The sequence below is a fragment of the Aquicoccus porphyridii genome, assembly GCF_008369105.1.
Taxonomy (GTDB): Bacteria; Pseudomonadota; Alphaproteobacteria; order Rhodobacterales; family Rhodobacteraceae; genus Aquicoccus; species Aquicoccus porphyridii.
This window is the reverse complement of the sequence record NZ_VINQ01000002.1, coordinates 396320-421373: the sequence shown is the minus strand read 5'-3', so window position 1 is coordinate 421373 and position 25054 is coordinate 396320. Positions and strand designations below refer to the sequence as shown.

General features: G+C 60.9%; 34 protein-coding genes. 30 read left to right on the top strand and 4 right to left on the bottom strand.

The genetic code is table 11. The annotated features are described in order from the left end of the window. Positions 1-61: 61 nt before the first annotated feature. From rplN to FLO80_RS04985, 27 genes are all read left to right on the top strand, one after another. On the top strand, positions 62-430 hold the full coding sequence (gene rplN / locus FLO80_RS05115) for a 50S ribosomal protein L14 (protein ID WP_011567679.1): 369 nt from the start codon (positions 62-64) through the stop codon (positions 428-430). Position 431: 1 nt separating this feature from the next. After that, positions 432-743 carry a 50S ribosomal protein L24 gene (gene rplX / locus FLO80_RS05110; protein ID WP_111363278.1) on the top strand — a complete coding sequence of 104 codons (312 nt, stop codon included), beginning with the start codon at positions 432-434 and terminating at the stop codon, positions 741-743. Beyond that, entirely contained in the window at positions 736-1299 is a 564-nt protein-coding gene (rplE, locus tag FLO80_RS05105) for a 50S ribosomal protein L5 (protein WP_111363280.1), read from the top strand. The genes rplX and rplE overlap by 8 nt, the downstream gene beginning before the upstream one ends. A 19-nt stretch (positions 1300-1318) precedes the next feature. Beyond that, positions 1319-1624: a 30S ribosomal protein S14 gene (gene rpsN, locus FLO80_RS05100; RefSeq protein WP_111363282.1), complete on the top strand. Its 306-nt coding sequence runs from the start codon at positions 1319-1321 to the stop codon at positions 1622-1624. A 12-nt stretch (positions 1625-1636) separates the two neighbouring features. Further along, the gene (rpsH, locus tag FLO80_RS05095; protein WP_111363284.1) at positions 1637-2029 is read left to right on the top strand and encodes a 30S ribosomal protein S8; all 393 of its coding nucleotides are present in this window, start codon (positions 1637-1639) and stop codon (positions 2027-2029) included. 12 nt (positions 2030-2041) lie between these two features. Continuing rightward, positions 2042-2575 carry a 50S ribosomal protein L6 gene (rplF, locus tag FLO80_RS05090; RefSeq protein ID WP_111363286.1) on the top strand — a complete coding sequence of 178 codons (534 nt, stop codon included), beginning with the start codon at positions 2042-2044 and terminating at the stop codon, positions 2573-2575. Between the two features lie 11 nt (positions 2576-2586). Beyond that, positions 2587-2946 (top strand): 50S ribosomal protein L18, encoded by a 360-nt coding sequence (gene rplR, locus FLO80_RS05085; RefSeq protein ID WP_111363288.1) that lies wholly within the window; start codon positions 2587-2589, stop codon positions 2944-2946. 11 nt (positions 2947-2957) lie between these two features. Beyond that, the gene (gene rpsE, locus FLO80_RS05080) at positions 2958-3524 is read left to right on the top strand and encodes a 30S ribosomal protein S5 (protein WP_111363290.1); all 567 of its coding nucleotides are present in this window, start codon (positions 2958-2960) and stop codon (positions 3522-3524) included. Between the two features lie 12 nt (positions 3525-3536). Further along, positions 3537-3725: a 50S ribosomal protein L30 gene (rpmD, locus tag FLO80_RS05075; protein WP_111363292.1), complete on the top strand. Its 189-nt coding sequence runs from the start codon at positions 3537-3539 to the stop codon at positions 3723-3725. Between the two features lie 204 nt (positions 3726-3929). Further along, positions 3930-4403: a 50S ribosomal protein L15 gene (gene rplO / locus FLO80_RS05070; RefSeq protein ID WP_111363294.1), complete on the top strand. Its 474-nt coding sequence runs from the start codon at positions 3930-3932 to the stop codon at positions 4401-4403. A 106-nt stretch (positions 4404-4509) separates the two neighbouring features. Further along, the gene (gene secY / locus FLO80_RS05065; protein WP_111363296.1) at positions 4510-5871 is read left to right on the top strand and encodes a preprotein translocase subunit SecY; all 1362 of its coding nucleotides are present in this window, start codon (positions 4510-4512) and stop codon (positions 5869-5871) included. Further along, positions 5868-6446: an adenylate kinase gene (locus tag FLO80_RS05060; RefSeq protein WP_111363298.1), complete on the top strand. Its 579-nt coding sequence runs from the start codon at positions 5868-5870 to the stop codon at positions 6444-6446. The genes secY and FLO80_RS05060 overlap by 4 nt, the downstream gene beginning before the upstream one ends. 32 nt (positions 6447-6478) lie before the next feature. Then, positions 6479-6823: a hypothetical protein gene (locus FLO80_RS23010; RefSeq protein WP_223145452.1), complete on the top strand. Its 345-nt coding sequence runs from the start codon at positions 6479-6481 to the stop codon at positions 6821-6823. A 269-nt stretch (positions 6824-7092) separates the two neighbouring features. After that, a complete protein-coding gene (rpsM, locus tag FLO80_RS05050; RefSeq protein ID WP_111363302.1) occupies positions 7093-7461 on the top strand; it encodes a 30S ribosomal protein S13 in 369 nt (122 codons plus the stop codon). Between the two features lie 15 nt (positions 7462-7476). Continuing rightward, positions 7477-7869 (top strand): 30S ribosomal protein S11, encoded by a 393-nt coding sequence (gene rpsK, locus FLO80_RS05045; RefSeq protein ID WP_111363304.1) that lies wholly within the window; start codon positions 7477-7479, stop codon positions 7867-7869. A gap of 113 nt (positions 7870-7982) precedes the next feature. Next, positions 7983-8999 (top strand): DNA-directed RNA polymerase subunit alpha, encoded by a 1017-nt coding sequence (locus FLO80_RS05040; RefSeq protein WP_111364042.1) that lies wholly within the window; start codon positions 7983-7985, stop codon positions 8997-8999. A 157-nt stretch (positions 9000-9156) separates the two neighbouring features. Next, positions 9157-9585 carry a 50S ribosomal protein L17 gene (gene rplQ / locus FLO80_RS05035; RefSeq protein WP_111363306.1) on the top strand — a complete coding sequence of 143 codons (429 nt, stop codon included), beginning with the start codon at positions 9157-9159 and terminating at the stop codon, positions 9583-9585. Between the two features lie 121 nt (positions 9586-9706). Then, a complete protein-coding gene (locus tag FLO80_RS05030; RefSeq protein ID WP_111363308.1) occupies positions 9707-11089 on the top strand; it encodes a trypsin-like peptidase domain-containing protein in 1383 nt (460 codons plus the stop codon). Then, entirely contained in the window at positions 11089-12402 is a 1314-nt protein-coding gene (locus tag FLO80_RS05025; protein WP_111363310.1) for a replication-associated recombination protein A, read from the top strand. Before FLO80_RS05030 ends, FLO80_RS05025 begins: the two co-directional genes overlap by 1 nt. Positions 12403-12467: 65 nt before the next feature. After that, positions 12468-12845 carry a fluoride efflux transporter CrcB gene (gene crcB / locus FLO80_RS05020; protein WP_111363312.1) on the top strand — a complete coding sequence of 126 codons (378 nt, stop codon included), beginning with the start codon at positions 12468-12470 and terminating at the stop codon, positions 12843-12845. Continuing rightward, on the top strand, positions 12842-13885 hold the full coding sequence (locus FLO80_RS05015) for an RluA family pseudouridine synthase (protein WP_111363314.1): 1044 nt from the start codon (positions 12842-12844) through the stop codon (positions 13883-13885). Before crcB ends, FLO80_RS05015 begins: the two co-directional genes overlap by 4 nt. Then, complete coding sequence (locus FLO80_RS05010; protein WP_111363316.1) at positions 13882-14559, top strand: HAD-IA family hydrolase; 678 nt, start codon at positions 13882-13884, stop codon at positions 14557-14559. Before FLO80_RS05015 ends, FLO80_RS05010 begins: the two co-directional genes overlap by 4 nt. Then, positions 14559-15290, top strand: coding sequence for an ATP12 family chaperone protein (locus FLO80_RS05005; protein ID WP_111363318.1), 732 nt, complete (start codon positions 14559-14561; stop codon positions 15288-15290). The genes FLO80_RS05010 and FLO80_RS05005 overlap by 1 nt, the downstream gene beginning before the upstream one ends. Before the next feature lie 205 nt (positions 15291-15495). Beyond that, complete coding sequence (locus FLO80_RS05000) at positions 15496-16515, top strand: amino acid ABC transporter substrate-binding protein (RefSeq protein ID WP_111363320.1); 1020 nt, start codon at positions 15496-15498, stop codon at positions 16513-16515. Between the two features lie 134 nt (positions 16516-16649). After that, positions 16650-18038, top strand: a complete 1389-nt coding sequence (locus FLO80_RS04995; protein ID WP_111363322.1) for an amino acid ABC transporter permease — start codon at positions 16650-16652, stop codon at positions 18036-18038. 1 nt (position 18039) lies between these two features. Continuing rightward, positions 18040-19347, top strand: coding sequence for an amino acid ABC transporter permease (locus tag FLO80_RS04990; RefSeq protein WP_111363324.1), 1308 nt, complete (start codon positions 18040-18042; stop codon positions 19345-19347). Positions 19348-19361: 14 nt separating this feature from the next. After that, on the top strand, positions 19362-20153 hold the full coding sequence (locus tag FLO80_RS04985; protein WP_111363326.1) for an amino acid ABC transporter ATP-binding protein: 792 nt from the start codon (positions 19362-19364) through the stop codon (positions 20151-20153). 107 nt (positions 20154-20260) lie between these two features. On the opposite strand, the gene FLO80_RS04980 is transcribed toward FLO80_RS04985, so the two are convergent. Genes FLO80_RS04980 through FLO80_RS04970 form a run of 3 tightly spaced genes read right to left on the bottom strand, consistent with a single transcriptional unit; the run spans position 20261 to position 22092 of the window. Then, positions 20261-21328, bottom strand: coding sequence for a 5-(carboxyamino)imidazole ribonucleotide synthase (locus FLO80_RS04980; protein WP_111363328.1), 1068 nt, complete (start codon positions 21326-21328; stop codon positions 20261-20263). Next, positions 21321-21809, bottom strand: coding sequence for a 5-(carboxyamino)imidazole ribonucleotide mutase (purE, locus tag FLO80_RS04975; RefSeq protein ID WP_111363330.1), 489 nt, complete (start codon positions 21807-21809; stop codon positions 21321-21323). The genes FLO80_RS04980 and purE overlap by 8 nt, the downstream gene beginning before the upstream one ends. Positions 21810-21867: 58 nt before the next feature. Next, positions 21868-22092, bottom strand: coding sequence for a YdcH family protein (locus tag FLO80_RS04970; RefSeq protein WP_111363332.1), 225 nt, complete (start codon positions 22090-22092; stop codon positions 21868-21870). A 168-nt stretch (positions 22093-22260) separates the two neighbouring features. Between FLO80_RS04970 and FLO80_RS04965 the strand changes: the two genes are divergently transcribed. Together FLO80_RS04965 and FLO80_RS04960 are read left to right on the top strand one after the other, a co-directional pair. Then, positions 22261-22674, top strand: a complete 414-nt coding sequence (locus FLO80_RS04965; RefSeq protein WP_111363334.1) for an Hsp20 family protein — start codon at positions 22261-22263, stop codon at positions 22672-22674. A 3-nt stretch (positions 22675-22677) separates the two neighbouring features. After that, a complete protein-coding gene (locus FLO80_RS04960) occupies positions 22678-22905 on the top strand; it encodes a DUF1150 family protein (RefSeq protein WP_111363336.1) in 228 nt (75 codons plus the stop codon). 34 nt (positions 22906-22939) lie between these two features. On the opposite strand, the gene FLO80_RS04955 is transcribed toward FLO80_RS04960, so the two are convergent. Continuing rightward, positions 22940-23569 (bottom strand): hypothetical protein, encoded by a 630-nt coding sequence (locus FLO80_RS04955; RefSeq protein ID WP_111363338.1) that lies wholly within the window; start codon positions 23567-23569, stop codon positions 22940-22942. A 107-nt stretch (positions 23570-23676) separates the two neighbouring features. Between FLO80_RS04955 and FLO80_RS04950 the strand changes: the two genes are divergently transcribed. Next, a complete protein-coding gene (locus FLO80_RS04950; protein WP_111363340.1) occupies positions 23677-24645 on the top strand; it encodes a threonine dehydratase in 969 nt (322 codons plus the stop codon). The last annotated feature ends 409 nt before the right edge of the window (positions 24646-25054 follow it).

Below are 25054 nucleotides of genomic sequence, written 5' to 3'. Positions count from 1 at the left end.
ATCGAAACCCTGGGGCCATGATCCTTGCTGCAAGGCGGTCCCAAAGGTCGGGAGAAACCAAATGATCCAGATGCAGACCAATCTGGATGTCGCTGACAACTCTGGCGCACGCCGAGTTCAGTGCATCAAGGTCCTGGGTGGTTCCAAGCGCAAATATGCGTCGGTGGGCGACATTATCGTGGTGTCGGTCAAGGAAGCCATCCCGCGCGGCCGCGTGAAGAAAGGCGATGTCCGCAAGGCTGTCGTCGTGCGCACCGCCAAGGAAGTTCGCCGCGAAGACGGCACCGCGATCCGGTTCGACCGGAATGCCGCCGTGATCCTCAACAACAACAACGAGCCGATCGGCACCCGTATCTTCGGGCCGGTGGTTCGCGAGTTGCGTGCGAAAAACTTCATGAAAATCATCTCGCTCGCCCCGGAGGTGCTGTAAGATGGCTGCCAAATTGAAAAAAGGTGACAAGGTTGTCGTGCTGACCGGCAAGGACAAGGGCAAGCAGGGCACCATTTCGCAGGTCATGCCGAAAGAAGGCAAGGCGATTGTCGACGGTGTGAACATGGCGATTCGCCATCGCCGTCAGACCCAGACCGAGCAGGGCGGACGCTTGCCCAAGGCGATGCCCGTCGCGCTCAGCAATCTGGCCTATGTTGACAAGAACGGCAAAGCGACCCGCGTCGGCTTCAAGGTTGAAGGTGACAAGAAGGTGCGTTTCGCCAAGACCACGGGGGACGTGATCGATGCTTGATGCCGCTACCTATACCCCGCGTCTCAAGGCGCAGTATCGCGAGAGCATTCGCGCCGCTCTGAAAGAAGAGTTCGGCTATACCAATGATCTGATGACGCCGCGTCTGGACAAGATCGTGCTCAATATCGGCTGTGGCCGGGCTGCCGTGAAGGACAGCAAGAAGGCCAAGTCGGCGGTTGAAGACCTGAGCACCATTGCTGGCCAGAAGGCGGTTCCAACCGTTGCCAAGAACTCAATCGCGGGCTTTCGCGTTCGCGAAGGCATGCCGATGGGCGCCAAGGTGACGCTGCGCGGCGACCGGATGTATGAATTTCTCGACCGGCTGATTACCGTCGCGATGCCCCGCGTCCGTGACTTTCGCGGCGTGTCGGGCAAGAGCTTTGATGGCCGTGGAAATTATGCCCTGGGCCTGAAAGAGCATATCGTGTTCCCGGAGATCGACTATGACAAGGTCGATGAGGTCTGGGGCATGGACATCGTGATCGCCACCACCGCGAAAACCGACGCGGAAGCCAAGGCGCTGTTGAAGCATTTCAACATGCCCTTCAACAGCTGATCCGCGGGAGGAGATTGATATGGCTAAGAAATCCATGATCGAGCGCGAAAAGAAACGCCAGCGTCTGGTCGAGAAATACGCCGCCAAGCGCGCCGCGCTCAAGGAAATCATCAGCGACGAGTCGAAGCCGATGGAAGAGCGTTTCCGCGCTTCCCTGAAGCTTGCGAAGCTGCCGCGCAACAGCTCGGCCACCCGTCTGCACAACCGTTGCCAGCTTACCGGACGCCCGCATGCTTACTATCGTAAGCTCAAGGTCAGCCGGATCGCGATGCGCGAGCTGGGTTCTGCCGGGCAGATCCCTGGCTTGGTTAAATCGAGCTGGTAAGGAGAGAGTGATATGAACGATCCTATCGGCGATATGCTCACCCGTATCCGCAACGCCCAGATGCGCGGGAAATCGACAGTGTCGACGCCCGCCTCGAAGCTGCGCGGTTGGGTTCTGGATGTGCTGGCCGACGAAGGCTACATCCGCGGCTATGAAAAGGGCACCGATGCCAAGGGCCATCCGAGCCTTGAAATCAGCCTGAAATACTATGATGGCGCTCCCGTCATTCGCGAGGTCAAGCGGGTTTCGACCCCGGGCCGCCGCGTTTACATGGGCGTCAAGGACATCCCCTCGGTCCGTCAGGGCCTGGGTGTGTCGATTGTCAGCACGCCCAAGGGCGTGATGTCGGATGCAAGCGCGCGCAGCCAGAATGTTGGCGGCGAAGTGCTTTGCACGGTCTTCTAAGGAGAACGGAGAATGTCTCGAATTGGGAAAAAACCGGTCGAGCTGCCATCGGGCGTGAGCGCCACGATCTCCGGCCAGACCGTCGAAATCAAGGGTCCGAAGGCGACGCACCGCTTTACGGCCACCGATGACGTGACCATCGCGCTGGACGACAACGTGATCAGGGTGACGCCGCGTGGCAAATCCAAGCGCGCGCTTCAGCAGTGGGGCATGAGCCGCACGATGGTGGCCAACATGGTGCAGGGGGTGACCGAGGGCTTCAAGAAAGAGCTCGAGATCACCGGCGTCGGCTATCGTGCGCAGGTGCAGGGCAATATTTTGAAACTGAACCTCGGCTATAGCCACGAGGTGAATTTCGAAGTGCCCGCCGGCGTCACGGTGACCTGCCCGAAGCAAACCGAAATCGTCATCGAAGGCGATGATTCGCAACTCGTCGGCCAGGTCGCGGCCAATATCCGCGAATGGCGTGCGCCCGAGCCCTACAAGGGCAAGGGGATCAGGCACAAGGGTGAGTATATCTTCCGCAAGGAAGGCAAGAAGAAGTAAGGACGGGAACAATGGCAAACAGCAAACGGGAACTGTTCCTCAAGCGCCGCCTGCGCGTCCGGAACAAGCTTCGCAAGGTCAACAAGGGCAAGTTGCGCCTCAGCGTGCATCGCTCGTCGAAGAACATCAGCGCTCAGTTGATCGACGACGTGGCGGGCCGCACGGTCGCCGCTGCCTCCTCGCTCGAGAAGGCACTGGGTGTGCTCGGCAAGAACAACGTGGAGGCCGCCACCAAGGTGGGCGCCGCGATTGCCGAACGCGCCAAGAAGGCGGGCGTCGAGGAAGCCTATTTCGACCGTGGCGGATTTCTCTTCCACGGGCGCGTCAAGGCGCTGGCGGAAGCCGCGCGTGACGGCGGTCTGAAGATTTAAGGAGACGAGGAATGGCAAGAGAAGGTCAACAGCGGGGCCGCGGTCGCGAGCGCGAAGAGGCCCCCGAATTCGCCGATCGCCTCGTCGCGATCAACCGGGTGTCGAAAACCGTGAAAGGCGGCAAGCGCTTCGGCTTTGCCGCGCTGGTGGTTGTCGGCGATCAGAAAGGCCGTGTCGGTTTCGGCAAGGGCAAGGCGAAAGAGGTCCCCGAGGCCATTCGTAAGGCCACCGAGCAGGCCAAGCGTCAGATGATCCGTGTGCCGCTGCGCGAAGGTCGCACGCTGCATCACGACATGGAAGGCCGCCATGGTGCGGGCAAGGTCGTCATGCGCGCCGCCCCTGAAGGGACGGGCATCATTGCCGGTGGTCCGATGCGGGCCGTGTTCGAGATGCTGGGCATCAAGGACGTGGTGTCGAAATCGCTGGGATCGCAAAACCCCTACAACATGATCCGCGCCACCATCAACGGCCTGCAAAAGGAAACGAGCCCCCGCATGGTGGCTCAACGCCGCGGCAAGAAGGTGGCCGACATCCTGCGCAGGGGTGACGAAGCCCCTGCCGAAGCGGCGCAAGCGTAAGGGAACGGGATCATGGCAAAAACCATCGTCGTCAAACAGGTCGGCTCGCCGATCCGCCGCCCGGCCAAGCAGCGTGCAACGCTGGTGGGTCTCGGCCTCAACAAGATGCACAAGATTAGCGAGCTTGAGGATACCCCCTCGGTGCGTGGCATGATCGCCAAGATCCCGCATCTCGTCGAGATCGTCGAAGAGCGCGGGTAAGGCGTGGTGGGGTGACACCCACCCTAGGTAAATTACCACCCCCGGTCAGCGATGGCCGGGGGTGGTATCTTGTTGGGGCTCTTGCATTGCACCGTCATTGATCCTATACGCCCCCGGTGGTCCTCTGGGCCGATTCACAGAACCAAGAAACGCCGCGTCTGCTCCATTCCGCTTCGGGGGCAGTTCCGGCTAAGGAGAAGCGACATGAAACTCAATGAACTTCGCGACAATCCCGGCGCAACCAAATCCAGAAAACGCGTGGGCCGCGGCCCGGGCTCTGGCATGGGCAAGATGGGCGGCCGCGGTATCAAGGGCCAGAAATCCCGCTCGGGTGTGGCGATCAAGGGCTATGAAGGCGGCCAGATGCCGCTCTACCAACGCCTGCCCAAGCGCGGCTTCAATAAACCGAACCGCAAATCCTTTGCGGTGGTCAATCTCGGCCTGATCCAGAAATTCGTCGATGCCGGCAAACTCGACGCCAAGGCGCCTATCACCGAGGATGTGCTGGTTGAAAGCGGTCTTGTTCGTCGCAAGCTGGATGGCGTTCGGGTTCTGGCCAAGGGCGATATTTCGGCCAAACTCACCCTCGAAGTGACCGGCGCGTCGAAATCCGCCATCGCAGCGGTCGAGAAAGCGGGTGGTCAACTTACCGTCACGGCCACGGCCGTCGCCGAATAAGAGGTTGTCCCCGTCGTCTCGGGGGCTTACATATCCTCAAGTTTCCAATTCAGCGCCGCCGGGCCGGGGACACCGCCCCGGCGGCGCATGCATGAAAGAGCACTGAATGGTATCCGCCGCAGAACAAATGGCCGCCAACACAAGCTGGGCGGCGCTTGGGAAAGCCACCGATCTCCGCAATCGCATCTTGTTTACGTTGGGCCTGCTGATCGTTTATCGGCTGGGCACCTTCATACCCGTTCCCGGGATCGACGGTGCAGCGCTGCGTGAGTTCATGGAAGGCGCAGCGGCTGGTATCGGCGGCATCTTGTCGATGTTCACCGGCGGGGCGCTGGGGCGGATGGGCATTTTTGCACTCGGCATCATGCCCTATATCTCGGCCTCGATCATCGTGCAGCTTCTGGCCTCGATGGTGCCCGCGCTTGAGCAGCTCAAGAAAGAGGGCGAGCAGGGGCGCAAGAAGATCAACCAGTATACCCGTTATGGCACGGTGTTCCTGGCCACGTTGCAAAGCTATGGTCTGGCTGTGAGCCTTGAAGCGGGCGATCTGGCCACCGATCCGGGGATGTTCTTTCGCGCGTCCACCATGATCACCCTTGTCGGCGGTACCATGTTCCTGATGTGGCTGGGCGAGCAGATCACTGCGCGGGGCGTGGGCAACGGTATTTCGCTCATCATCTTTGTCGGCATTATCGCCGAGGTGCCCGCCGCGTTGGCGCAGTTCTTCAGCCAGGGACGCTCGGGCGCGATCAGCCCGGCGGTCATCATCGGCGTGATGCTCATGGTCGTGGTCACGATCGGGTTCGTAGTCTTCATGGAGCGGGCGCTCCGAAAGATCCATATCCAGTATCCGCGCCGCCAGGTGGGGATGAAGGTCTATGATGGCGGTTCGTCCCACCTGCCGGTCAAGGTCAACCCGTCGGGTGTCATCCCCGCGATTTTTGCAAGCTCGCTTTTGCTGCTTCCCGTGACGATCAGCACGTTCAGCGGGAATCAGACCGGGCCGGTCATGTCGACGGTCATGGCCTATTTCGGCCCTGGTCAGCCGCTCTATCTCGCGTTCTTCGTCGCGATGATCGTGTTCTTTGCCTATTTCTATACTTTCAACGTCAGCTTCAAACCCGATGACGTGGCCGAGAACCTCAAGAACCAGAATGGATTCGTTCCGGGCATCCGGCCGGGCAAGAAGACGGCGGAATATCTCGAATATGTGGTGAATCGCGTCCTCGTGCTGGGGTCTGGATATCTCGCACTCGTGTGTCTGCTGCCCGAGATCCTGCGCAGCCAGTTGGCGATTCCGTTCTACTTCGGTGGCACCTCGGTTCTGATCGTTGTGTCGGTCACGATGGATACGATCCAGCAGGTGCAAAGCCATCTTCTGGCCCATCAATACGAAGGGTTGATCGAAAAGTCGCAGCTGTCGGGCAAGGGTCGGCGGCGCAAGAAAAAAGGACCGTCACGCCGATGAATATCATCCTGCTAGGCCCGCCGGGTGCCGGAAAAGGCACTCAGGCCAGCCATCTCGTCGAGACCCGAAACATGATCCAGCTGTCGACCGGCGACATGCTTCGGGAAGCCAAGGACTCGGGTAGTGAAATGGGCAACAAGGTTGCCGAGGTCATGGCCCGTGGGGATCTCGTCACCGATGAGATCGTGATCGGGTTGATCCGCGAGAAATTGCAAGGCGACAAGCGTGGGGGTTTCATCTTCGACGGGTTCCCGCGCACATTGGCGCAGGCAGATGCGCTCCGTGCATTGCTGGCGGAGCAGGGTGAGAATCTCGACGCCGTGATTGAGTTGCGGGTCGACGACGACACGCTGGTCCAGCGTATTGTCAATCGGGCCGAGGAAGCGCGTGCTGCCGGGCAGCCTGTGCGTGCCGACGACAACGCGGAAAGCGTCAAGCAGCGTCTTATGGAATATTACAAGAAGACATCGCCGCTCATCGGCTATTACTATGCCATGGGTCAGCTCAAGTCGGTGGATGGCTTGGGCGAAATCGACGAGGTGCAGGCTGCGATTGCCGCGGCGCTGGACGGCTGAGCCCCGAGTCTTCTTGAGAGAATCGCACTTTTATGACATCCTCGGATGGCGACATTGGGGGATGTTGGTTTTCTGGTAAGTTTTTTTCGGTGAAATCCTTAATCGGCCGCACCCTGCGGCGGATAATGGCGCGGAACCGAGGGAAGGACCAGAAAATGAGAAAAACAATGGTGGCGGCGGCCTTGTCCGTTGCATTGACGACGAGTTCCGCCTTGGCCGAAGGGCCAGAGCCGCAAATGAACCAGGAACAGATTGCAAACGAAATCCTCAGTACGCAAAGTGCCGAAGGCTCGTTTTCTCCTATCTTTATCATGCTTCTGCTTGCAGTGGTTATTGCCATGGCCGCGTCGACCGGTGGCCATCACCATCCGAGCTAGATCGAACCCGTGGCGGCGCCGACCGCCTCTTCGGGACCTATTGTGGCACTGATTTGACCCGAAGCGCGTTATCGGAGCTTTCGCCCTTGACGCCCTTCGGGATTCCCCCTATCCGACACCATCCCCTAGGGAACCGATTCTCGCCGGGTCGCGCCCGGTATTCGGACATCACCTCGAAATCAGCTGCGGCCCGGAGCGGAAAGCGCCTCGGGCTTACGTTGTGAAAAAAGGTTCTGGAACTACGGAACCGCAACGAAAGGAAAAGAAACGTGGCACGTATCGCCGGCGTCAACATCCCGACCCACAAGCGGGTCCCGATCGCCCTGACCTATATCACCGGAATTGGCCCTTCCGCGGCTCGGTCCATCTGTGATGCCGTGGGCATCGATCATTCTCGTCGCGTCAACGAACTCTCGGATTCCGAAGCCGTTGCCATCCGCGAGCATATCGACACGAATTACACCGTCGAAGGCGACTTGCGCCGTGAGGTGCAGATGAACATCAAGCGCCTGATGGATCTGGGCTGCTATCGCGGTCTGCGCCATCGCCGCAACCTTCCCGTGCGCGGTCAGCGCACCCACACCAATGCACGCACGCGCAAGGGCCCCGCAAAGGCCATTGCCGGCAAGAAGAAGTAAGGGAGGGCTGCACCAATGGCACGAGATACACGTCGCGTGGGCAAGAAGAAGGCCTCCAAGAACATCGCTGCTGGCGTCGCACACGTGAATTCCAGCTTCAACAACACCAAGATCCTGATCTCGGACGTGCAGGGCAATGCGATCTCATGGTCGTCGGCCGGCACGATGGGCTTCAAGGGGTCGCGCAAATCGACCCCCTATGCCGCACAGATGGCCGCCGAAGACGCCGGTCGCAAGGCGCAGGAACACGGTGTGAAGACGATCGAGGTCGAAGTGCAGGGTCCCGGCTCGGGCCGTGAATCGGCGCTGCGTGCGCTGGCCGCCGTGGGTTTCAACATCACCTCGATTCGTGATGTCACCCCGATCGCGCATAACGGCTGCCGTCCGCCGAAACGTCGCCGCGTCTGATTGCTTGCAAGGAGCGGGGCCGGGCATATGTGCCCGGCCCCGTGATGTCATTTTTAAACCTCGGGCGTCTTTTGCCTTTGGACATGGGGCGAAAGACAGGAATGGAGGGACGCATGATCCACAAGAACTGGCAGGAACTGATCAAACCCACGCAGCTCGACGTCAAACCGGGCGGTGATCCGGCACGTCAGGCGACCATTGTTGCCGAACCGCTTGAGCGGGGCTTTGGCCTGACGCTGGGCAATGCGTTGCGCCGGGTGCTGATGGGCTCGCTGCAGGGTAGCGCGATTACCAGCGTTCAGATCGACAATGTGCTGCACGAGTTTTCCTCGGTGCCGGGTGTCCGCGAGGACGTGACCGACATCGTTTTGAACCTCAAGGGTGTCGCGTTGCGCATGGAGGTCGAAGGCCCCAAGCGCCTTTCGATCAACGCCAAGGGGCCGGGCACCGTGACTGCCGCCGAGATTTCGGACAGCGCGGGTATCGAAATCCTGAACAAGGACCATGTGATCTGTCATCTCGACGAGGGCGCGGATGTTTACATGGAACTCACCGTGAACACGGGCAAGGGATATGTCCCCGCCGACAAGAACAAGCCCGAGGATGCGCCCATCGGACTCATTCCGATCGACGCGATCTATTCGCCGATCACGAAAGTGTCCTATGACGTTCAGCCGACTCGTGAGGGGCAGGTTCTCGATTATGATAAGCTGACCCTCAAGCTGGAAACCGACGGTTCGCTCTCGCCGGATGACGCGGTGGCTTTTGCCGCGCGCATTCTGCAGGATCAGCTGTCGATCTTCGTCAACTTCGACGAACCCGAAGCCGCCGGTCGCCAGGACGAGGATGACGGGCTGGAGTTCAACCCGCTGCTGCTCAAGAAAGTGGACGAGCTGGAGCTTTCGGTACGTTCGGCCAACTGTCTCAAGAACGACAACATCGTCTATATCGGCGACCTGATCCAGAAGACCGAAGCCGAGATGCTGCGCACCCCGAACTTCGGACGCAAGTCGCTGAACGAGATCAAGGAAGTGCTTTCGGGCATGGGACTGCATCTCGGGATGGACGTCGAGGATTGGCCGCCGGACAATATCGAAGACCTCGCCAAGAAATTCGAGGATGCCTTTTAAGGCACGACGGGTTCAACCCACCCTACGGCAGAATCGTAGGGTGGGGCGCCAACCCGCCGCACAACCCGGGCATTCCCGCCCCAAGGAGAGCCGGTGACACGCATCGCTGGCCGGACAAAGCAAAACCGCCCGTAGAGGGCACAATGGAGTAAGACACATGCGTCACGCAAAAGGCTATCGCCGCCTCAACCGCACTCACGAGCACCGCAAGGCACTCTTTTCGAACATGGCCGGTTCGCTCATCGAGCATGAGCAAATCAAGACCACCCTGCCCAAGGCCAAGGAACTCAAGCGGGTGATGGACAAGCTGATCACGCTGGGTAAGCGGGGCGATCTGCATGCCCGCCGTCAGGCTGCGGCGCAACTCAAGCAGGAAAAGGACGTGGCCAAGCTCTTTGAAGTGCTCGGCCCGCGTTACACCGAACGCCAGGGCGGCTATACCCGCGTACTCCGGGCCGGTTTCCGCTATGGCGATATGGCCCCGATGGCGATCATCGAGTTGGTTGACCGCGACCCCGAAGCCAAGGGCGCCGCCGACAAAGCCCGTGTCGCTGCAGAAGATGCGGCGGAGATGGACGAGGACTGATCCTCGCACCCCTGCTGAAATCATTAAACCCCCGTCCTTGTGGCGGGGGTTTTGCGTTTAGCCTTGGCTTGCATTCCGGCGATGCCCTCCGCATATCTGGTCCAATCCAAGGGAGGTCAGAATGTTTCGTATACTTGCCCTGATTGCAGTTGTGATCGCCGCACCGCTTGCTGCTGAAACCCGTGTGCCGCAAAGCCAGAGCGAGATCGCGCTCGGCTTTGCCCCACTGGTCAAACAGGCCGCGCCGGCGGTGGTTAACATCTATGCAAGGCGGATCGTCGAGCAGCGCCAGAGAAGCCCCTTTGCCGACGATCCGTTCTTTCGTGATTTCTTCGAGGGTTTCGGAAATCCCCGCCCGCAGGTGCAAAACAGCCTCGGATCGGGGGTGATCCTGACCAGCGACGGGATCATGGTTTCGAATTACCATGTGGTTGGAGGGGCGCAGGATATCCGCGTCGTTCTCAACGACCGGCGCGAGTTCGAAGCCGACATCCTGCTTTCGGATCAAGAGGCCGATCTTGCGATTTTGCAAATCCGGAACAGTGAGGGCCTGCCGCGTCTCGAAATTCGCAACAGCGATACTGTCGAGGTGGGCGAACTGGTTCTTGCGATTGGCAACCCGTTCGGCGTGGGTCAGACGGTGACAAGCGGGATCGTGTCCGGCCTGGCCCGATCAGGCACGGCCACTGGCTCGTCCCGGGGCTATTACATCCAGACCGATGCGCCGATCAATCCGGGGAATTCCGGCGGTGCGCTCATCGACGTGAACGGTCGGCTGGTCGGGATCAACACGCGGATTCTTACCCGTTCTGGCGGGTCGAATGGGATCGGCTTTGCCATTCCGGCAACGCTGGTTGCACGGTTCGTGGAGCAGGCCAAAGCCGGGCATGACCGGTTTCTGCGGCCATGGGCGGGGATGAACGGCCAGCCGGTCGACAGCGATATCGCAGCAAGCCTCGGGCTGAGTACACCGCGCGGTATCGTGATTTCAGAATTGCATCCTGTCAGCCCGTTTCTGGACGCGGGAATCCGCCCCGGTGATGTAATCGTGGCCGTCGATGGCCAGCCGGTCAATACACCCGATGAAATGGTCTATCGAATGAGCGTTGCCGGGCTGGGCAACCAAGTGGCTGTCACCCGTGTGCGCGACGGCGATGAGGCGCAGGTCGAGGTGCCGCTCATGGCGGCTCCCGACACGCCGCCGCGTGAGCTGCGCACCACCGCACAAGATGCGGCGATCCCCGGGCTTGAACTTTCGAACATCAACCCGGCCGTGATTGCCGAACTGGGGCTGCCGTTGTCTTCGGAGGGCGTGGTTGTGACCGATCCCGGTCCGGCCGGGCCACGTGCCGGGCTGGCGCGGGGCGATATCCTGCGCGCGATCAACGATGTTGCCGTGACTGACGCTCAAAGCGCCGCGCGGCTTCTCGAAGGGGTATCGCGTTGGCTCTCGCTTGAGGTTCAGCGTGGCACCCAACGCCGCGTGATGCGGTTCCGGCTCTGATGAGCGACCTGTTCGACACTGCTGCGGACGCGCCCGAGCCGCCCAAGGGACCGCGCCCGCTGGCTGACCGGCTGCGCCCGCGTGCCCTCTCGGAGGTGATCGGGCAGGAACAGGTGCTCGGCCCCGATGCGCCGCTGGGGGCGATGCTGGCCGCGGGGTCGCTCTCGTCGCTGATCTTCTGGGGGCCGCCCGGTGTGGGCAAGACCACCATTGCACGGTTGCTTGCGGATGAGACCGATCTGCATTTCGAACAGATCAGCGCGATCTTCTCGGGCGTGTCGGAACTGCGCAAGGTGTTCGAGGCCGCCAAGCACCGCCGCGCGAATGGGCAGGGCACGTTGCTTTTTGTTGATGAAATCCACCGGTTCAACAAGGCGCAACAGGACAGCTTCCTACCGCATATGGAGGATGGGACGATCCTTCTCGTCGGTGCCACGACCGAGAACCCGAGTTTCGAGTTGAACGCCGCCCTTCTCAGCCGCGCGCAGGTGCTCGTACTCACGCGGCTCGAACTTGCCGATCTAGAACGGCTGGCGCAGCGCGCGGAGACCGATCTGGGTCGCAGCCTGCCGCTCGACGGCCCTGCACGCGAGGGGCTTTTGGAAATGGCCGATGGCGACGGGCGTGCGCTTTTGAACCTCATCGAACAGGTGATGGCGTGGAAGGTCGAAGCCAAGCTCGACACCAAAGCCCTTACCACGCGCTTGATGCGGCGCGCAGCGCAGTACGATAAGTCGGGCGATGAGCATTACAATCTCATCTCGGCGCTGCACAAATCGGTGCGTGGCTCCGACCCGGATGCGGCGCTTTATTGGCTCGCGCGGATGCTTGAGGGGGGCGAAGACCCCCGATATCTCGCCCGGCGCATCACCCGCATGGCGATCGAGGATATCGGGCTCGCAGATCCCAATGCCCAGACGCATTGCCTGCATGCATGGGAAGTCTATGAGCGACTTGGCAGCCCCGAGGGCGAACTGGCACTGGCACAGGCGCTGATCTATCTGGCGCTGGCACCGAAATCGAATGCGGGCTACACCGCTTACAAGGCCGCACGCGCGCAGGCCAAAAAGACTGGCTCGGAACCCCCGCCCAAGCATATCCTGAACGCGCCAACATCGCTTATGAAGGACCACGGTTATGGCAAGGGCTATTCCTACGACCACGATGCCGAGGACGGGTTCTCGGGGCAGAACTATTTTCCTGATGGCATGAAGCGCCCGGTCCTTTATCAGCCGGTCGAACGCGGATTCGAGCGCGAGTTGAAAAAGCGGCTCGATTGGTTCGCGAAACAGCGCCTTCAGCGCGGAAACTGAGCACGGTGCCCCGCGAACACCCGCCCCAGCTTGACAAACCGCCCGCCCCCTGAGACAGACCGCCCATGTTCACAACCCTATTGCAAGTGGCCCTTGGCGGCGCGATCGGGGCTTCGCTCCGTTACCTGACTTTCGCGGGTGCAATGCGGATTATGGGGCCGGGGTTTCCATGGGGTACACTCACGGTCAACGTGGTTGGATCGTTTCTGATGGGGCTCGTCTTCGTGTTGCTGGCAGAGAAGGACGTGATGCGCTTCGCGCCCTTTCTGATGACCGGGATTCTGGGCGGGTTCACCACGTTCTCGGCCTTTTCGCTCGATGCTTACGTGCTGTGGGAAAAGGGTCATGTCGGGTTCGCGGCGCTTTATGTTGGCGCTTCGGTGATCTTGTCCTTGGGGGCACTTGTGCTGGCTATTTTTCTTGCCCGGGGGGCTTTCCAATGAACAACGTTCAAACCGTGACCGTCGGGCCGGGTGATGGCGATCAGCGGCTCGACCGCTGGTTCCGGCGTCACTTTCCGCATGTTCCGCAGGGCCGGATCGAAAAGATGTGCCGCAAGGGCGAGGTTCGCGTCGACGGTGGGCGGGTCAAACCCGCGCATCGGCTCGCGGTGGGGCAGAAAGTGCGTATCCCGCCGCTGCCCGAACCGGGCGAGACAGCAAAGCCGCCTCCCAGGTCTACGGTTAGCCAGGAAGATGCCCGGATGATTCACGCTTCCGTGATCTGGCGCGACGATCACATCATCGCGCTGAACAAGCCGCCGGGCCTGCCGACACAGGGCGGCAGCAAGCAGACGCGGCATGTTGACGGATTGTCCGAGGCGCTCAAGTTCGGGCTGGACGACAAACCGCGCCTCGTGCATCGGCTCGACAAGGATACGTCGGGCGTGCTTTTGCTGGCGCGTAGCCGTTCGGTGGCTCAGGCGCTCACCGCCGCGATCCGACACCGCGCCACGCGCAAGATCTACTGGGCCATAGTTGCGGGTGTGCCGCGCCCCTATCTGGGCGAGATCAAGTACGGTCTCGTCAAGGCGCCGGGCGGGGGCAAGGGGCAGGGCGAAAAGATGCTTTGTATCCACCCCGACGAGATTGACCGTACCGAGGGCGCGAAACGTGCGATCACGCAATACGCCACGCTTTACCGCGTCGCCGAACGGGCCGCATGGATCGCCATGGAGCCGATCACCGGGCGCACCCATCAACTGCGTGCCCATATGGCTGAGATCGGGCATCCGATCGTGGGCGACGGAAAATATGGCGGCTCGGGTCAGGAGAACCTGGGCGATGGATGGGGGGCAAAACTGGGCGGGATCATCTCGAACAAGCTGCACCTGCATGCAAGGTCGATGCGGTTCGAACATCCCGTGACAGGACGGGACGTGACCATCACCGCGCCTTTGCCCGATCACATGGCGCATACGTTCGAAACCTTCGGCTGGACCACCGATCTGGCTGCCGAAGACCCGTTCGAGGTGGTGAAATGAGCCGGTTGCGCCTGGTCGTTTTCGACGTCGATGGCACGCTTGCCGACAGTCAGGCCGAGATTCTATCGGCCATGGGCGCGGCCTTTGCCAATGAATCTCTTGCCACGCCCGATCGCGCGGCGATCCTGTCGATTGTCGGGCTGTCGCTTGATCATGCAATGGTACGGTTGGCCCCCGATCTGTCGGAAACTGGCCGGGCGCGGCTGGTGGCGGGTTACAAGCAGGCCTATTTCGAGCAGCGCCGCGCAAATGGGGCCTCGCCGCTCTATCCCGGCGTGCGCGCCGTGCTGGACGAGATGGCGGGCGACCCTTTTCTTCTGATGGGGGTGGCCACCGGAAAATCGAAACGCGGGCTCGACGCGCTGATCGAGGCGCATGGGCTTGAGCGGTATTTCGTCACCCGGCAAGTGGCCGATTTTCACCCCTCCAAGCCGCATCCCGCGATGCTCGCCGCGGCATTGGGCGAGGCGGGTATCGGGCCGTGTGATGCGGTGATGGTGGGCGACACCAGTTTTGACATGGAGATGGCCCGGGCCGCGGCTGTGGGTGCGCTTGGCGTTGGCTGGGGCTATCATGCGCCCGAAACGCTGGTGGCGGATCACGTGGTACATGACGTGGCAGAGGTGCCTAGTGCCGTGGCCGGGGTTTTGGCACGACACGGAGAGAATCGTTGATGAGTGAATGGAAGGCCAAACGCTTCTGGAAAGAGGCGAGCATCGCCCCTGAGTCCGAGTCCGGGGGCTTTGGCGTTCTGCTTGATGGGCGCCCGGTGCGCAGTCCGGCCAAGGCACTGCTGGTGTTGCCGAATGCCGCGATGGCCCGGGCGGTAGCCGCAGAATGGAATGCACAGGGGGATGTGCTCGACCCGACAACCATGCCCTACACCCGCTCGGCCAATGCTGCCATTGACAAAGTGCGCCCCCAGCACGAGGAGGTGGCCGCGCTGATCGCCGCCTATGGAGACAGCGATCTTTTGTGTTATCGGGCCGAGGCACCGGACGAGTTGGTCGCGCGGCAAGAGGCGGAATGGGATCCGATGCTCGACTGGTTGAAATCGCGCCATGGAATTGCGCTTGTTCCAGTGACTGGTGTGATTCATAAGGCACAAAGCATGGATTCCATTGAGAAAATTCAAGGAATCACTCGATCCATGACCGCATTTGAACTGACCGGCTTTCACGATCTGGTCAGCTTGAGTGGGTCTTTTGTGCTTGGCCTTGCCGCGGCTGAGCGGGTTAGGCCGGCGCAAGAGCTTTGGGCGCTGTCGCGCATCGACGAGACATGGCAAGCCGAGCAATGGGGCCGCGACGCCGATTCCGAAAAGGCCGCCATGCTCAGGGCGCAGGCCTTTGCCCATGCGATGCGGTTTTTCGAACTGGCAAACTCCGACGCCGATGCCGCATAATTCGGCATGAGAAGGCTTGACCAAAGGGCAATACCCCTCTGAAAAGCCGAGTTCGACCGCAGAAGGTCTCATGAGTCCCTTGACCTGCAACTGCAATTCCGACCAAACTCATCGCCATTGGGAGGGCTTCTCCCGAAAATCGTCCCGGCCATCTGTGGTCGGAAGAACCACCTGTAAAACGGTGGATAATCAGGAAGAGGTAAACATGAAAAAAACCGTATTTCTTGGTGCTCTCACGGTCGCAGGTCTTGCGGCTGGCGCTGCGGCTGCCGGCACGCTTGACGACGTGAAAGCACGTGGCAAGCTGAACTGTGGTGTGACCACCGGTCTCGTCGGCTTTGCCGCCCCGGATGCGAATGGTGAATGGCATGGCTTTGACGTGGCGGTTTGCCGCGCCATGGCGGCTGCCATTCTTGGCGATCCCAAGGCGGTGGAATTCGTTCCCACGACCGGCAAGACGCGCTTTACCGCGCTCGCGTCGGGCGAGGTCGATGTGCTGGCGCGCAACACCACTTGGACCCTCTCGCGTGACGTGGATCTCAAGTTCACTTTCGTCGGGGTCAACTATTATGACGGCCAGGGCTTCATGGTGCCCAAGGCATTGGGCGTGAGCTCGGCCAAGGAACTTGATGGCGCGACCGTCTGCATTCAGACCGGCACTACCACCGAGCTGAACCTTGCGGATTACTTCCGCAAGAACAACATCAGCTACGAGCCGGTGCCGATCGAAACCAACGCCGAAGGCCAGCAGCAATACCTGGCCGGGGCATGCGACACCTACACCACCGATGCCTCGGGCCTTGCCGCGACCCGTGCCACCTTCGAGAACCCGGCCGATCACGTGGTTTTGCCTGAAATCGTCTCGAAAGAGCCGCTTGGCCCGCTCGTGCGTCATGGCGATGACGAATGGGGCGACGTGGCGCGCTGGACGCTCAACGCGTTGATCGCCGCAGAAGAGCTGGGCATCACCTCGGCCAATGTCAAGGAAATGGCATCGGCTGCGGGCAACAACCCCGAGATCAACCGGCTGCTCGGCACCGAGGGCAACCTCGGTGAGATGCTGGGTCTTTCGGCCGACTGGGCCGTCAACGCGATTAGCGCGGGTGGCAACTATGGGGAAATCTTCGCCAGGAATATTGGTGAGAATACCCCGATCGGTCTCTCGCGTGGTCTGAACGCGCAATGGACCGATGGTGGGCTGCTCTATTCGCCGCCCTTCCGGTAATACTGCTCATGAAGGGGCGCGGGTCAGCCTGCGCCCCTTTCAATACGCTCAAGCGTAAATGATGCGATTCGATGCGAGCGGGGAAAAACCTCGCCGGAAACCGCAATCGCCACACAAGACAGGGACGCCACGCAATGGCAACAGTTTCCGACCCTCCCAAAGAGGCGTTTCGGCTCTCTCAGCTGATTTACGACACGCGCTATCGGTCCATGACAATCCAGATCGTTGCGCTGATCGGGTTTCTTGTCCTGATCGGCTGGCTGATCTCGAACACGGCACAGAATCTGGCCGATCTGGGCAAGGAACCTTCGTTCCAATTCATGGGTGAAGCGGCGGGTTATGACATCAACCAGCGCCTGATCGACTACAACAATCAAGACTCTCACTTGCGGGCTGCCTTTGTCGGCATCCTGAATACGCTTCTGGTCGCGGTGATGGGCTGCGCGACGGCCACCATTCTGGGCGTGATTATCGGTGTTTTGCGCCTGTCCAAGAACTGGTTGGTCGGACGCCTGATGACGGTTTACGTTGAGATCTTCCGCAACGTGCCGGTGCTTTTGTGGATCGTTTTCATCATGGCGATCCTGATCGAAACCTTGCCAGCGCCACGGGATTTTCGAGGTGACGATCCCGTGGCGAGCATGAAGCTCTTTGACACGGTCGCGATTACCAACCGCGGTGTCTATATCCCCGATCCCCTTTTTGGTGCCGACGCCAAGGACGATAAGGGGGCATTCCTTGACGAACCTGTCGGCTGGCGCGTGGGGCTAGGAGATTATCCGGTCGGCGCCAGCCGCGACAATCCGTCTTGTGAACGCTACTATGCCACCGAAGGCCCTGGCGCAGGCGAACCCGCCGCCGGGTGCGGCACCTTCCAGATCAGCCTCGACCTGTTGTTGGCGCTTGCCGTTCTTATTGCCGGATTATACGCGTCGCATCGCATCAAGCGCCGTGCCGATCGCATTCAGAACGCCACAGGCGTGCGCCCGGTCACCTGGTATCTGCGCCTTGGCGTCGTGATCCTGCCCTTTGCGATCACGCTGTGGGCGCTAGGCTTCTATTTCGCGTTTCCCGAGCTAAGAGGGTTCAACTTCCAGGGCGGGACGCATATGCGCAACTCGCTCATCGCGCTCTGGCTGGCGCTCTCGCTTTACACTGCGGCATTCATCGCCGAGATCGTGCGCGCCGGTATCCTCGCGATCAGCCATGGCCAGACCGAGGCGGCCTCGGCGTTGGGTTTGCGGCCGAAGCGTATCATGAATCTCGTAATCCTGCCGCAGGCGCTGCGCGTCATTATCCCGCCACTGATTTCCAATTATCTCAACCTCACCAAGAACAGCTCTCTGGCTATCGCTGTGGGGTACATGGATATCACCGGCACCTTGATGGGCATCACCCTAAACCAGACCGGGCGTGAGCTTGAAACGGTGCTTCTGGGCATGCTGATCTATCTCACCATCTCGCTTATCATTTCGGCGGTGATGAACTGGTATAACAACAGCGTCAAACTGGTGGAGCGGTAAAATGAGCGAAGTTTCCTATGTTCGCACCGAAATGCTGCCCGAGCGCGAGCCGCCTGCTACCACGATAGGCGTGATCGGGTGGATGCGTGAGAACCTGTTTTCGGGATGGTTCAACACCGCCCTGACCATTGTGTCTCTGACCTTTGTCGTGATGCTTCTCAATGCTATCCTGCCGTGGATATTCTCGCCCACATGGTACGCCACGTCGTTGGGCGAGTGTCGCGACATCCTGCGTGGGATGGGTCGTGAGGGGCATTATCCCGGGGCCTGCTGGGGAGTGATCCGCGATCGTTGGGTGCAGCTTCTCTTCGGGTTCTACCCGTCCGAGCTCTACTGGCGCCCGATCATGGCCTTCCTGCTTCTGGGTGTAGCGTTGGCGCCGGTTCTCTTTTCCGACCGGGTGCCGCGCAAGCTCTTGTGGTTCTCTGCGGTTTATCCGTTTCTCTTTCCCTGGCTTCTTTGGGGTGGCCCGATCTGGGGGCCGCTCATGGTGATCGCGGGTTTTGTCATCGGATGGTTCGTTTATCGGGCCGCGGACAAGCGTGCGGGCGGCCTTGCGGGTATCATCGCCGGCGTGTTGGCCGCGGTGATCTGGTGGTTGCTTGTATCGGGCTATGTGATCGACGGGGTCAGCGCGGTTCTGCCAATCGGGATCGAAGCGGTGCAAAGCCGCAATTTCGGTGGTTTCATGCTCTCTGTCACGATCGGGGTCGTGGCGATCGCCTGTTCGCTGCCGATCGGCGTCGTGCTGGCGCTGGGTCGGCAATCGGACCTGTTGATCGTCAAGGCACTCTGCGTGGGATTCATCGAGTTCATCCGGGGTGTGCCCCTGATCACGCTCTTGTTCGTGGCATCGACGCTTCTCAACATCTTCATGCCACCGGGGACGAATTTCGACATCATCCTGCGGGTCATAATCATGGCCACGCTCTTTGCTTCGGCTTACATGGCCGAGGTGATCCGCGGCGGACTCGCGGCCCTTCCCCAGGGACAGTATGAAGGTGCGGACAGCCTTGGCCTCGATTATTGGCAGGCGCAGCGGCTGGTGATCATGCCGCAGGCGCTGAAAATCTCGATCCCCGGCATCGTGAGCACCTTCATCGGGCTCTTCAAGGATACCACGCTGGTGTCGATCATCGGCCTGCTCGATCCGCTGGGCCTGTCTAACTCGATCCGTGCCGATGCGGCGTGGAACGGGATTGTCTGGGAAATCTACGGTTTCATTGCGCTGCTGTTCTTTGCCTTCTGCTTCGCGATGTCGCGCTATTCCATGTATCTCGAGCGCAAGCTCAATACCGGCCATCACTGAGGAGGGCCTTGAAAATGTCAGAACTCGCCATGGGTCGTGAAGTCGACCGTTCGAAAATGACGGTGAGCGACGAGGTCGCCGTCGAAATTACCAACATGAACAAGTGGTTCGGCACGTTCCACGTGCTGCGCGACATCAACCTGACCGTGCAGCGTGGTGAGCGGATCGTGATCGCCGGGCCGTCGGGGTCGGGCAAATCGACGCTCATCCGTTGCATCAATGCGCTTGAAGAACATCAGCAGGGTCGGATCGTGGTGGACGGCACGGTGCTGTCGTCTGACCTCAAGAACATCGACAAGATCCGCTCCGAGGTCGGGATGGTGTTTCAGCATTTCAACCTGTTTCCGCATCTCACCATCCTCGAGAACTGCACGCTGGCGCCGATCTGGGTGCGCAAGACACCCAAGCGAGAAGCCGAGGAAACGGCGATGCACTTCCTCGAAAAGGTCAAGATCCCTGAACAGGCCGACAAGTACCCGGGGCAATTGTCGGGCGGGCAGCAACAGCGGGTGGCGATCGCCCGATCGCTCTGTATGCGCCCGCGCATCATGCTTTTCGACGAGCCCACATCGGCCCTTGATCCCGAAATGATCAAGGAGGTGCTCGACACGATGATCCAACTGGCCGAGGAGGGCATGACCATGCTCTGTGTCACCCATGAGATGGGTTTTGCGCGTCAGGTGGCGAACCGGGTGATTTTCATGGACCAGGGCCAGATCGTCGAACAGAACGAGCCCGAAGAGTTCTTCAATAACCCGCAAAGCGAGCGCACCAAGCTTTTCCTCAGCCAGATTCTCGGGCACTGACCGGGGCGGTGTGACTGTTTGCCCCAAGGTGAAGCGCGGGTCGGTTCCCGGCTTCATCCGACAGAAAATACCTCGGGGGAGTGGGGACGGCCCCCACTCCTGCCGGTTCAGCCGGTGATACGGTTGACATGGCCCATCTTGCGGCCGGGTTTCACATCCGCCTTCCCGTAGAGGTGGATGGCGACACCCTGCTCTTTCGCAAGGTCCGGCAACCGGGTCACGTCATCGCCAATCAGGTTCTCCATCATGACGTCGGCATGGCGTGTTCCGTCGCCCAGCGGCCAGCCAGTGATGGCGCGGATATGTTGTTCGAACTGGTCCACGGCACAGCCCTGCTGCGTCCAGTGGCCGGAATTATGCACCCGTGGTGCGATTTCGTTCACGATCAGGCCTTGCCGTGTCACGAACAATTCGACCCCAAGCACCCCGACATAATCGAGCGCGTTGAGGATGTTCGCAGCCAGGAGCACCGAGTCGGCACGTTCTGTTGCGGTCAGCGTTGCCGGAACGGTGGTTCGGCGCAAGATCCCGCCTTCGTGGACATTCTCGCCCGGATCGAACGCCGCGACCGAACCGTCTAGCCCGCGCGCCGCGATCACCGATACCTCGTGGCTGAAGCTCACGAATCCTTCCATCACCGACGGCGCGCCCTTCATGATCGCCCATGCCTGTGCGATGTCGTCAGGCGATGACAGGCGCGCCTGTCCCTTGCCGTCATAGCCAAAGCGGCAGGTCTTGAGGATTGCCGGTGCGCCGATCTCATCCACTGCCACGCGCAGGTCATTCTCGGAATTGACCGCCCTGTAAGGCGCCACCTGCAACCCCAGCCCCGAAAGGAAGTCCTTTTCGATGATCCGGTCCTGGCTGATCCTGAGCGCCTCGCGCCCGGGACGTATGGGGCAAAGGAGGTCGAGAATATCAAGTGCAGAGGTGGGGACATTCTCGAATTCGTAGGTGATGACATCGACGCTTTCGGCAAAGTTGCGCAGCGCCGCCTCGTCCTCGTACTCGGCCCGCATGTGAAAATTGGCCACGTGGCTCGCGGGGCAATCGCTGCCCGGCTCGAAGATCGCGGTCTTGTAGCCAAGCCGCGCGGCAGCAACCGACAGCATGCGGCCCAGCTGCCCGCCACCAAGAATGCCGATCACCGATCCGGGGGGCAGGGGCTCATGCATCGCCTGGCGCCTCGGGGATCGAGGCCGACAGCGCCGCGCGCCAATCGTCCAGTCGTGTCGCCAGATCCGGGTCGCTCACCGCCAGGATGCTCGCCGCCATGAGACCCGCGTTGGCCGCGCCCGCCGCCCCGATCGCCATCGTGGCCACCGGAAAGCCCTTGGGCATCTGCACGATGGAATAGAGGCTGTCGACGCCCGAAAGCGCCCTGGTCAGTACCGGCACACCGATGACCGGCACCCGGGTTTTCGAAGCCATCATGCCGGGCAGATGCGCGGCCCCGCCAGCGCCCGCGATGATCACATGCAGACCACGCGCCACCGCCGTCTTTCCATAATCCCAGAGCCGATCCGGCGTGCGGTGAGCCGATACGATGCGCGTCTCATAGGCCACGCCCAATTCATCGAGAATATCCGCCGCCTCTTTCATAGTGGGCCAGTCCGACTGGCTCCCCATGATGATCCCGACCCTTGTTTCGCTCATGATCGCTCCCCGGTTGACCGGTTTTTCAGGAAATCCGCACTATAGGCAAATCAGGAGGTCACGCAATGATATCCGGTGTCAGCCTGTCCTCGATCCGGGCTATGATATCCTTGAGCGCCAGTTTCTTCTTTTTCAGCCGTTGCAGCATCAACTGGTCCGCCGTGCCACGCTCCTGCATCACGCGGATGGATTCGTCGAGTTCGCGATGTTCGCGTCGAAAGACCTCCAACTCGACGCGGAGCACCTCGTCGGTCTTCATCGAGATATCGAAAGGCGCATTCATTTTCGGAGTGATTCCCCCTTGGCGGCGGTTGGTATAACATACTGAAATCAGGACATTTGGCAAAGCCCTTGCAGCCGCGCCAAAGACCCCCCATATTTCTGATACGGGTCGCCGGAACGGGGCCCGCGATGAAAGCACTGTCGCTTGTATGTGTGAAGGACCGTGTCGATGACGAAACTTTCCCTGGGGACCGCCCCCTATCTTCTGGGCTTCGAACAGCTTGAGCGGTTGCTTGAGCGCAATGCCAAATCCGGCAACGAGGGTTATCCCCCCTTCAATATCGAACAGACCTCGGACAATTCCTATCGGATCACGCTGGCCGTGGCCGGGTTCTCGCAGCGGGATCTGGCGATCACGATCGAGGACCGGCAACTGGTGATCCGCGGTCGTCAGCATGACGAGACAGAGGGCCGGGTATTCCTGCATCGCGGCATCGCCGCGCGTCAGTTTCAGCGCAGCTTCGTTCTCGCCGATGGCGTCGAAGTGGGCGAGGCGGTGATGGAAAACGGTCTCCTGCATGTTGATCTGACCCGGGCGGAGCCCGAGACAGTGGTGCAGACGATACAGATCAGGAAAGGATAAGTCATGGATACGAAATACGATTTCGGCGCTGGTGAGGAAAACCGCATCGTCTATGTGCGCAAGGTTGCGGTCAAGGATCTGCCTGAAAACGTGCGGGCGCAGGTCGGCGAACTGGATAGCCTCTATGCGGTGCATAGCTCGGATGGCGAGCAGCTTGCGCTTGTGCGTGACCGCTCTCTCGCTTTCGTGCTGGCCCGACAGAACGACCTCGCGCCCGTGGCGGTGCACTAAACCGGGGGATCGTCTCCTCCCCGAAGCAGCCTGCTCAGGCCGGTGGCCAGACGCCCAAGGCGGCATGCACTGCCTCGCACCCCATCTTGTAGGTGTCACGCCGGTCAATATCCTGCAACTGATGGCCTAGGTTGAGCGGCGTGACATATGCGCGTGCCGTGCGACAATGTGTGATTTTAGCGCCCCGCACGGCCATTTGCGCCGATAGCCACAGATCGTCGGCCAGCCGACATGCCGCAGGCGGCGGCGTGAATGGGGCGAAACCGGCGGGCAGTCGCACCCCGGCAAACCCCTGCGCCACCGTGCCGTTTCGCCGCTTCAACCGTCGCGCGTCAAATACCGATCCCGCCCGTATACCGGGGCCGTCGCAGAGGGCAGCAAGCCAGTCAGGTGCATAAAGGCAATCATCGTCGCAATAGATGATCTCGGTATCGGAAAAGACGCGTTGCGCCGCGATGATCTTTGTTGCTGGTCCGATATCCTCGCTCCATATGATCTCGACACCGTTCGGCAGGGGCGGGGGCGTGACCACGCCGGGGAACTGTTCATATTGTCGCGCAAGGGCAAGAACGACCTTGTCGGCGCCCTGCGCCACGAGGCTTTCCAGAACCGGACCAAGCTGTGGAAAACGCGGGGGAATCGAGGTGAGCGAGATGATCGTCATGCTCTCCTGTTATACAGGCACCCGGGAAATGAACAGAACCGCGCGGGTCGCGCCTTTACCCCGTTCTCTCGGCCTGCCAATCTTGCCCCGTCAAACTGGAGGGGCCGATGTTCACCGAAGCCGAACTTGACGATGCGCACCGCCTTGTCGCGCGATACATGATGCCCACCCCGGCACATGATTGGCCATTGCTGGCGCAGGCACTGGGCAGCCAGGTGATCGTCAAGCATGAAAACCACGCCCCCACCGGCGCCTTCAAGGTGCGTGGCGGGATCACCTTCATGGATTGGCTCAAACGCAATCATCCCCGGATGCAGGGCATCGTGACGGCGACTCGTGGCAATCATGGCCAATCACAGGCAAGGGCGGCCACGGCCATGGGACTCAGGGCTAAGATCTTTGTTCCACACGGAAATTCGACCGAGAAGAACGCTGCCATGCGTGCGTTTGGGGCCGAGTTGGTCGAGCATGGCGCGGATTTCGACGAGGCGCGCGAGGCGGCGATGCGCGCGGCCGAGACTGAACCGCTCTTTCCGGTGCCGCCGTTTCATACCGAACTGGTGCGCGGGGTGGCGACCTATGGGCTTGAACTGTTTCGCGCCCATCCCGATCTCGACGTGGTCTATGTGCCGGTCGGCTGTGGCTCGGGCCTATGCGGCACCCTTGCGGCGCGCGACGCGCTGGGTCTTTCGACCGAGATCGTTGGTGTCGTCTCGGACCAAGCTGCCGGTGCGAAACTGTCGGTTGAGGCCGGGCATCTGGTCGAGACCAACGCCGCCGACACCTTTGCCGATGGTATGGCGGTGCGGGTGCCGGTGGGGGAAGCCTTTGATATTTATTCAGAAAAAGCCCACCATATCGAGGCGGTGAGTGACGCGGAAATCGCCGATGCGATAAGGCTTTACTATACCGCGACCCACAATCTTGCCGAAGGGGCGGGGGCCGCGGCGCTGGCGTTGGCGCTCCGGGAGAAGGACCGACTCGAGGGGCGCAAGGTGGGGGTCGTGTTGTCGGGCGGCAATATCGACATGGGCTGGTTTCGCACCCTGCTGGCGGGCGGCGTGCCCGGGGTTTGAGGGTGATCACGGCGCAGGCGGCGATGGAATCGTCATCGCCAGGGGGCCGAGTGGGGGCACCGTCCCGCGTGGTTAACCGCGCCGCACCGCGGCGAAATCCGGGGGGTGATTCGCGGCTGCGCCCCGGCTGCCAGGCGTACACCGCCGCATTGCAGCGAAATTAACCCGGGATTCAGTTAATGCACCGCGCGCCGGGGACCATTCCCCCGGCTTTGCCCGACGCGAATGACTGTTTTGCGGATGGGCTTGTCGGTCAGTCGCTGCGGGTGCGGGGCGGGTTGGTCCGGATGGTGGGAATGCGCAGGGAAGGGGGGCAATGCTGCGATCCGTCGACGTGTTTCAGAACGAGACCGGCGCACAAGACATCCCCGGGGGCCCTCACGCCGCAAGCGCGGCTTTCGCATTCCTG

Coding starts and splice junctions, on each gene's coding strand:
- FLO80_RS04965 (WP_111363334.1), top strand. CDS start 22,261: ATGACGAAACTTTCCCTGGGGACCGCCCCCTATCTTCTGGGCTTCGAA.
- FLO80_RS04970 (WP_111363332.1), bottom strand. CDS start 22,092: ATGAATGCGCCTTTCGATATCTCGATGAAGACCGACGAGGTGCTCCGC.
- rplR (WP_111363288.1), top strand. CDS start 2,587: ATGGCAAACAGCAAACGGGAACTGTTCCTCAAGCGCCGCCTGCGCGTC.
- FLO80_RS05015 (WP_111363314.1), top strand. CDS start 12,842: ATGAACAACGTTCAAACCGTGACCGTCGGGCCGGGTGATGGCGATCAG.
- FLO80_RS04980 (WP_111363328.1), bottom strand. CDS start 21,328: ATGCATGAGCCCCTGCCCCCCGGATCGGTGATCGGCATTCTTGGTGGC.
- FLO80_RS04985 (WP_111363326.1), top strand. CDS start 19,362: ATGTCAGAACTCGCCATGGGTCGTGAAGTCGACCGTTCGAAAATGACG.
- secY (WP_111363296.1), top strand. CDS start 4,510: ATGGTATCCGCCGCAGAACAAATGGCCGCCAACACAAGCTGGGCGGCG.
- rplO (WP_111363294.1), top strand. CDS start 3,930: ATGAAACTCAATGAACTTCGCGACAATCCCGGCGCAACCAAATCCAGA.
- FLO80_RS04960 (WP_111363336.1), top strand. CDS start 22,678: ATGGATACGAAATACGATTTCGGCGCTGGTGAGGAAAACCGCATCGTC.
- rplQ (WP_111363306.1), top strand. CDS start 9,157: ATGCGTCACGCAAAAGGCTATCGCCGCCTCAACCGCACTCACGAGCAC.
- FLO80_RS05060 (WP_111363298.1), top strand. CDS start 5,868: ATGAATATCATCCTGCTAGGCCCGCCGGGTGCCGGAAAAGGCACTCAG.
- purE (WP_111363330.1), bottom strand. CDS start 21,809: ATGAGCGAAACAAGGGTCGGGATCATCATGGGGAGCCAGTCGGACTGG.
- FLO80_RS05000 (WP_111363320.1), top strand. CDS start 15,496: ATGAAAAAAACCGTATTTCTTGGTGCTCTCACGGTCGCAGGTCTTGCG.
- FLO80_RS04950 (WP_111363340.1), top strand. CDS start 23,677: ATGTTCACCGAAGCCGAACTTGACGATGCGCACCGCCTTGTCGCGCGA.
- crcB (WP_111363312.1), top strand. CDS start 12,468: ATGTTCACAACCCTATTGCAAGTGGCCCTTGGCGGCGCGATCGGGGCT.
- rpsN (WP_111363282.1), top strand. CDS start 1,319: ATGGCTAAGAAATCCATGATCGAGCGCGAAAAGAAACGCCAGCGTCTG.
- rplE (WP_111363280.1), top strand. CDS start 736: ATGCTTGATGCCGCTACCTATACCCCGCGTCTCAAGGCGCAGTATCGC.
- rplF (WP_111363286.1), top strand. CDS start 2,042: ATGTCTCGAATTGGGAAAAAACCGGTCGAGCTGCCATCGGGCGTGAGC.
- FLO80_RS05005 (WP_111363318.1), top strand. CDS start 14,559: ATGAGTGAATGGAAGGCCAAACGCTTCTGGAAAGAGGCGAGCATCGCC.
- FLO80_RS05025 (WP_111363310.1), top strand. CDS start 11,089: ATGAGCGACCTGTTCGACACTGCTGCGGACGCGCCCGAGCCGCCCAAG.
- rpsE (WP_111363290.1), top strand. CDS start 2,958: ATGGCAAGAGAAGGTCAACAGCGGGGCCGCGGTCGCGAGCGCGAAGAG.
- FLO80_RS05010 (WP_111363316.1), top strand. CDS start 13,882: ATGAGCCGGTTGCGCCTGGTCGTTTTCGACGTCGATGGCACGCTTGCC.
- FLO80_RS04990 (WP_111363324.1), top strand. CDS start 18,040: ATGAGCGAAGTTTCCTATGTTCGCACCGAAATGCTGCCCGAGCGCGAG.
- FLO80_RS23010 (WP_223145452.1), top strand. CDS start 6,479: ATGACATCCTCGGATGGCGACATTGGGGGATGTTGGTTTTCTGGTAAG.
- rpsH (WP_111363284.1), top strand. CDS start 1,637: ATGAACGATCCTATCGGCGATATGCTCACCCGTATCCGCAACGCCCAG.
- FLO80_RS04955 (WP_111363338.1), bottom strand. CDS start 23,569: ATGACGATCATCTCGCTCACCTCGATTCCCCCGCGTTTTCCACAGCTT.
- rpmD (WP_111363292.1), top strand. CDS start 3,537: ATGGCAAAAACCATCGTCGTCAAACAGGTCGGCTCGCCGATCCGCCGC.
- FLO80_RS04995 (WP_111363322.1), top strand. CDS start 16,650: ATGGCAACAGTTTCCGACCCTCCCAAAGAGGCGTTTCGGCTCTCTCAG.
- rplX (WP_111363278.1), top strand. CDS start 432: ATGGCTGCCAAATTGAAAAAAGGTGACAAGGTTGTCGTGCTGACCGGC.
- FLO80_RS05040 (WP_111364042.1), top strand. CDS start 7,983: ATGATCCACAAGAACTGGCAGGAACTGATCAAACCCACGCAGCTCGAC.
- rpsK (WP_111363304.1), top strand. CDS start 7,477: ATGGCACGAGATACACGTCGCGTGGGCAAGAAGAAGGCCTCCAAGAAC.
- FLO80_RS05030 (WP_111363308.1), top strand. CDS start 9,707: ATGTTTCGTATACTTGCCCTGATTGCAGTTGTGATCGCCGCACCGCTT.
- rplN (WP_011567679.1), top strand. CDS start 62: ATGATCCAGATGCAGACCAATCTGGATGTCGCTGACAACTCTGGCGCA.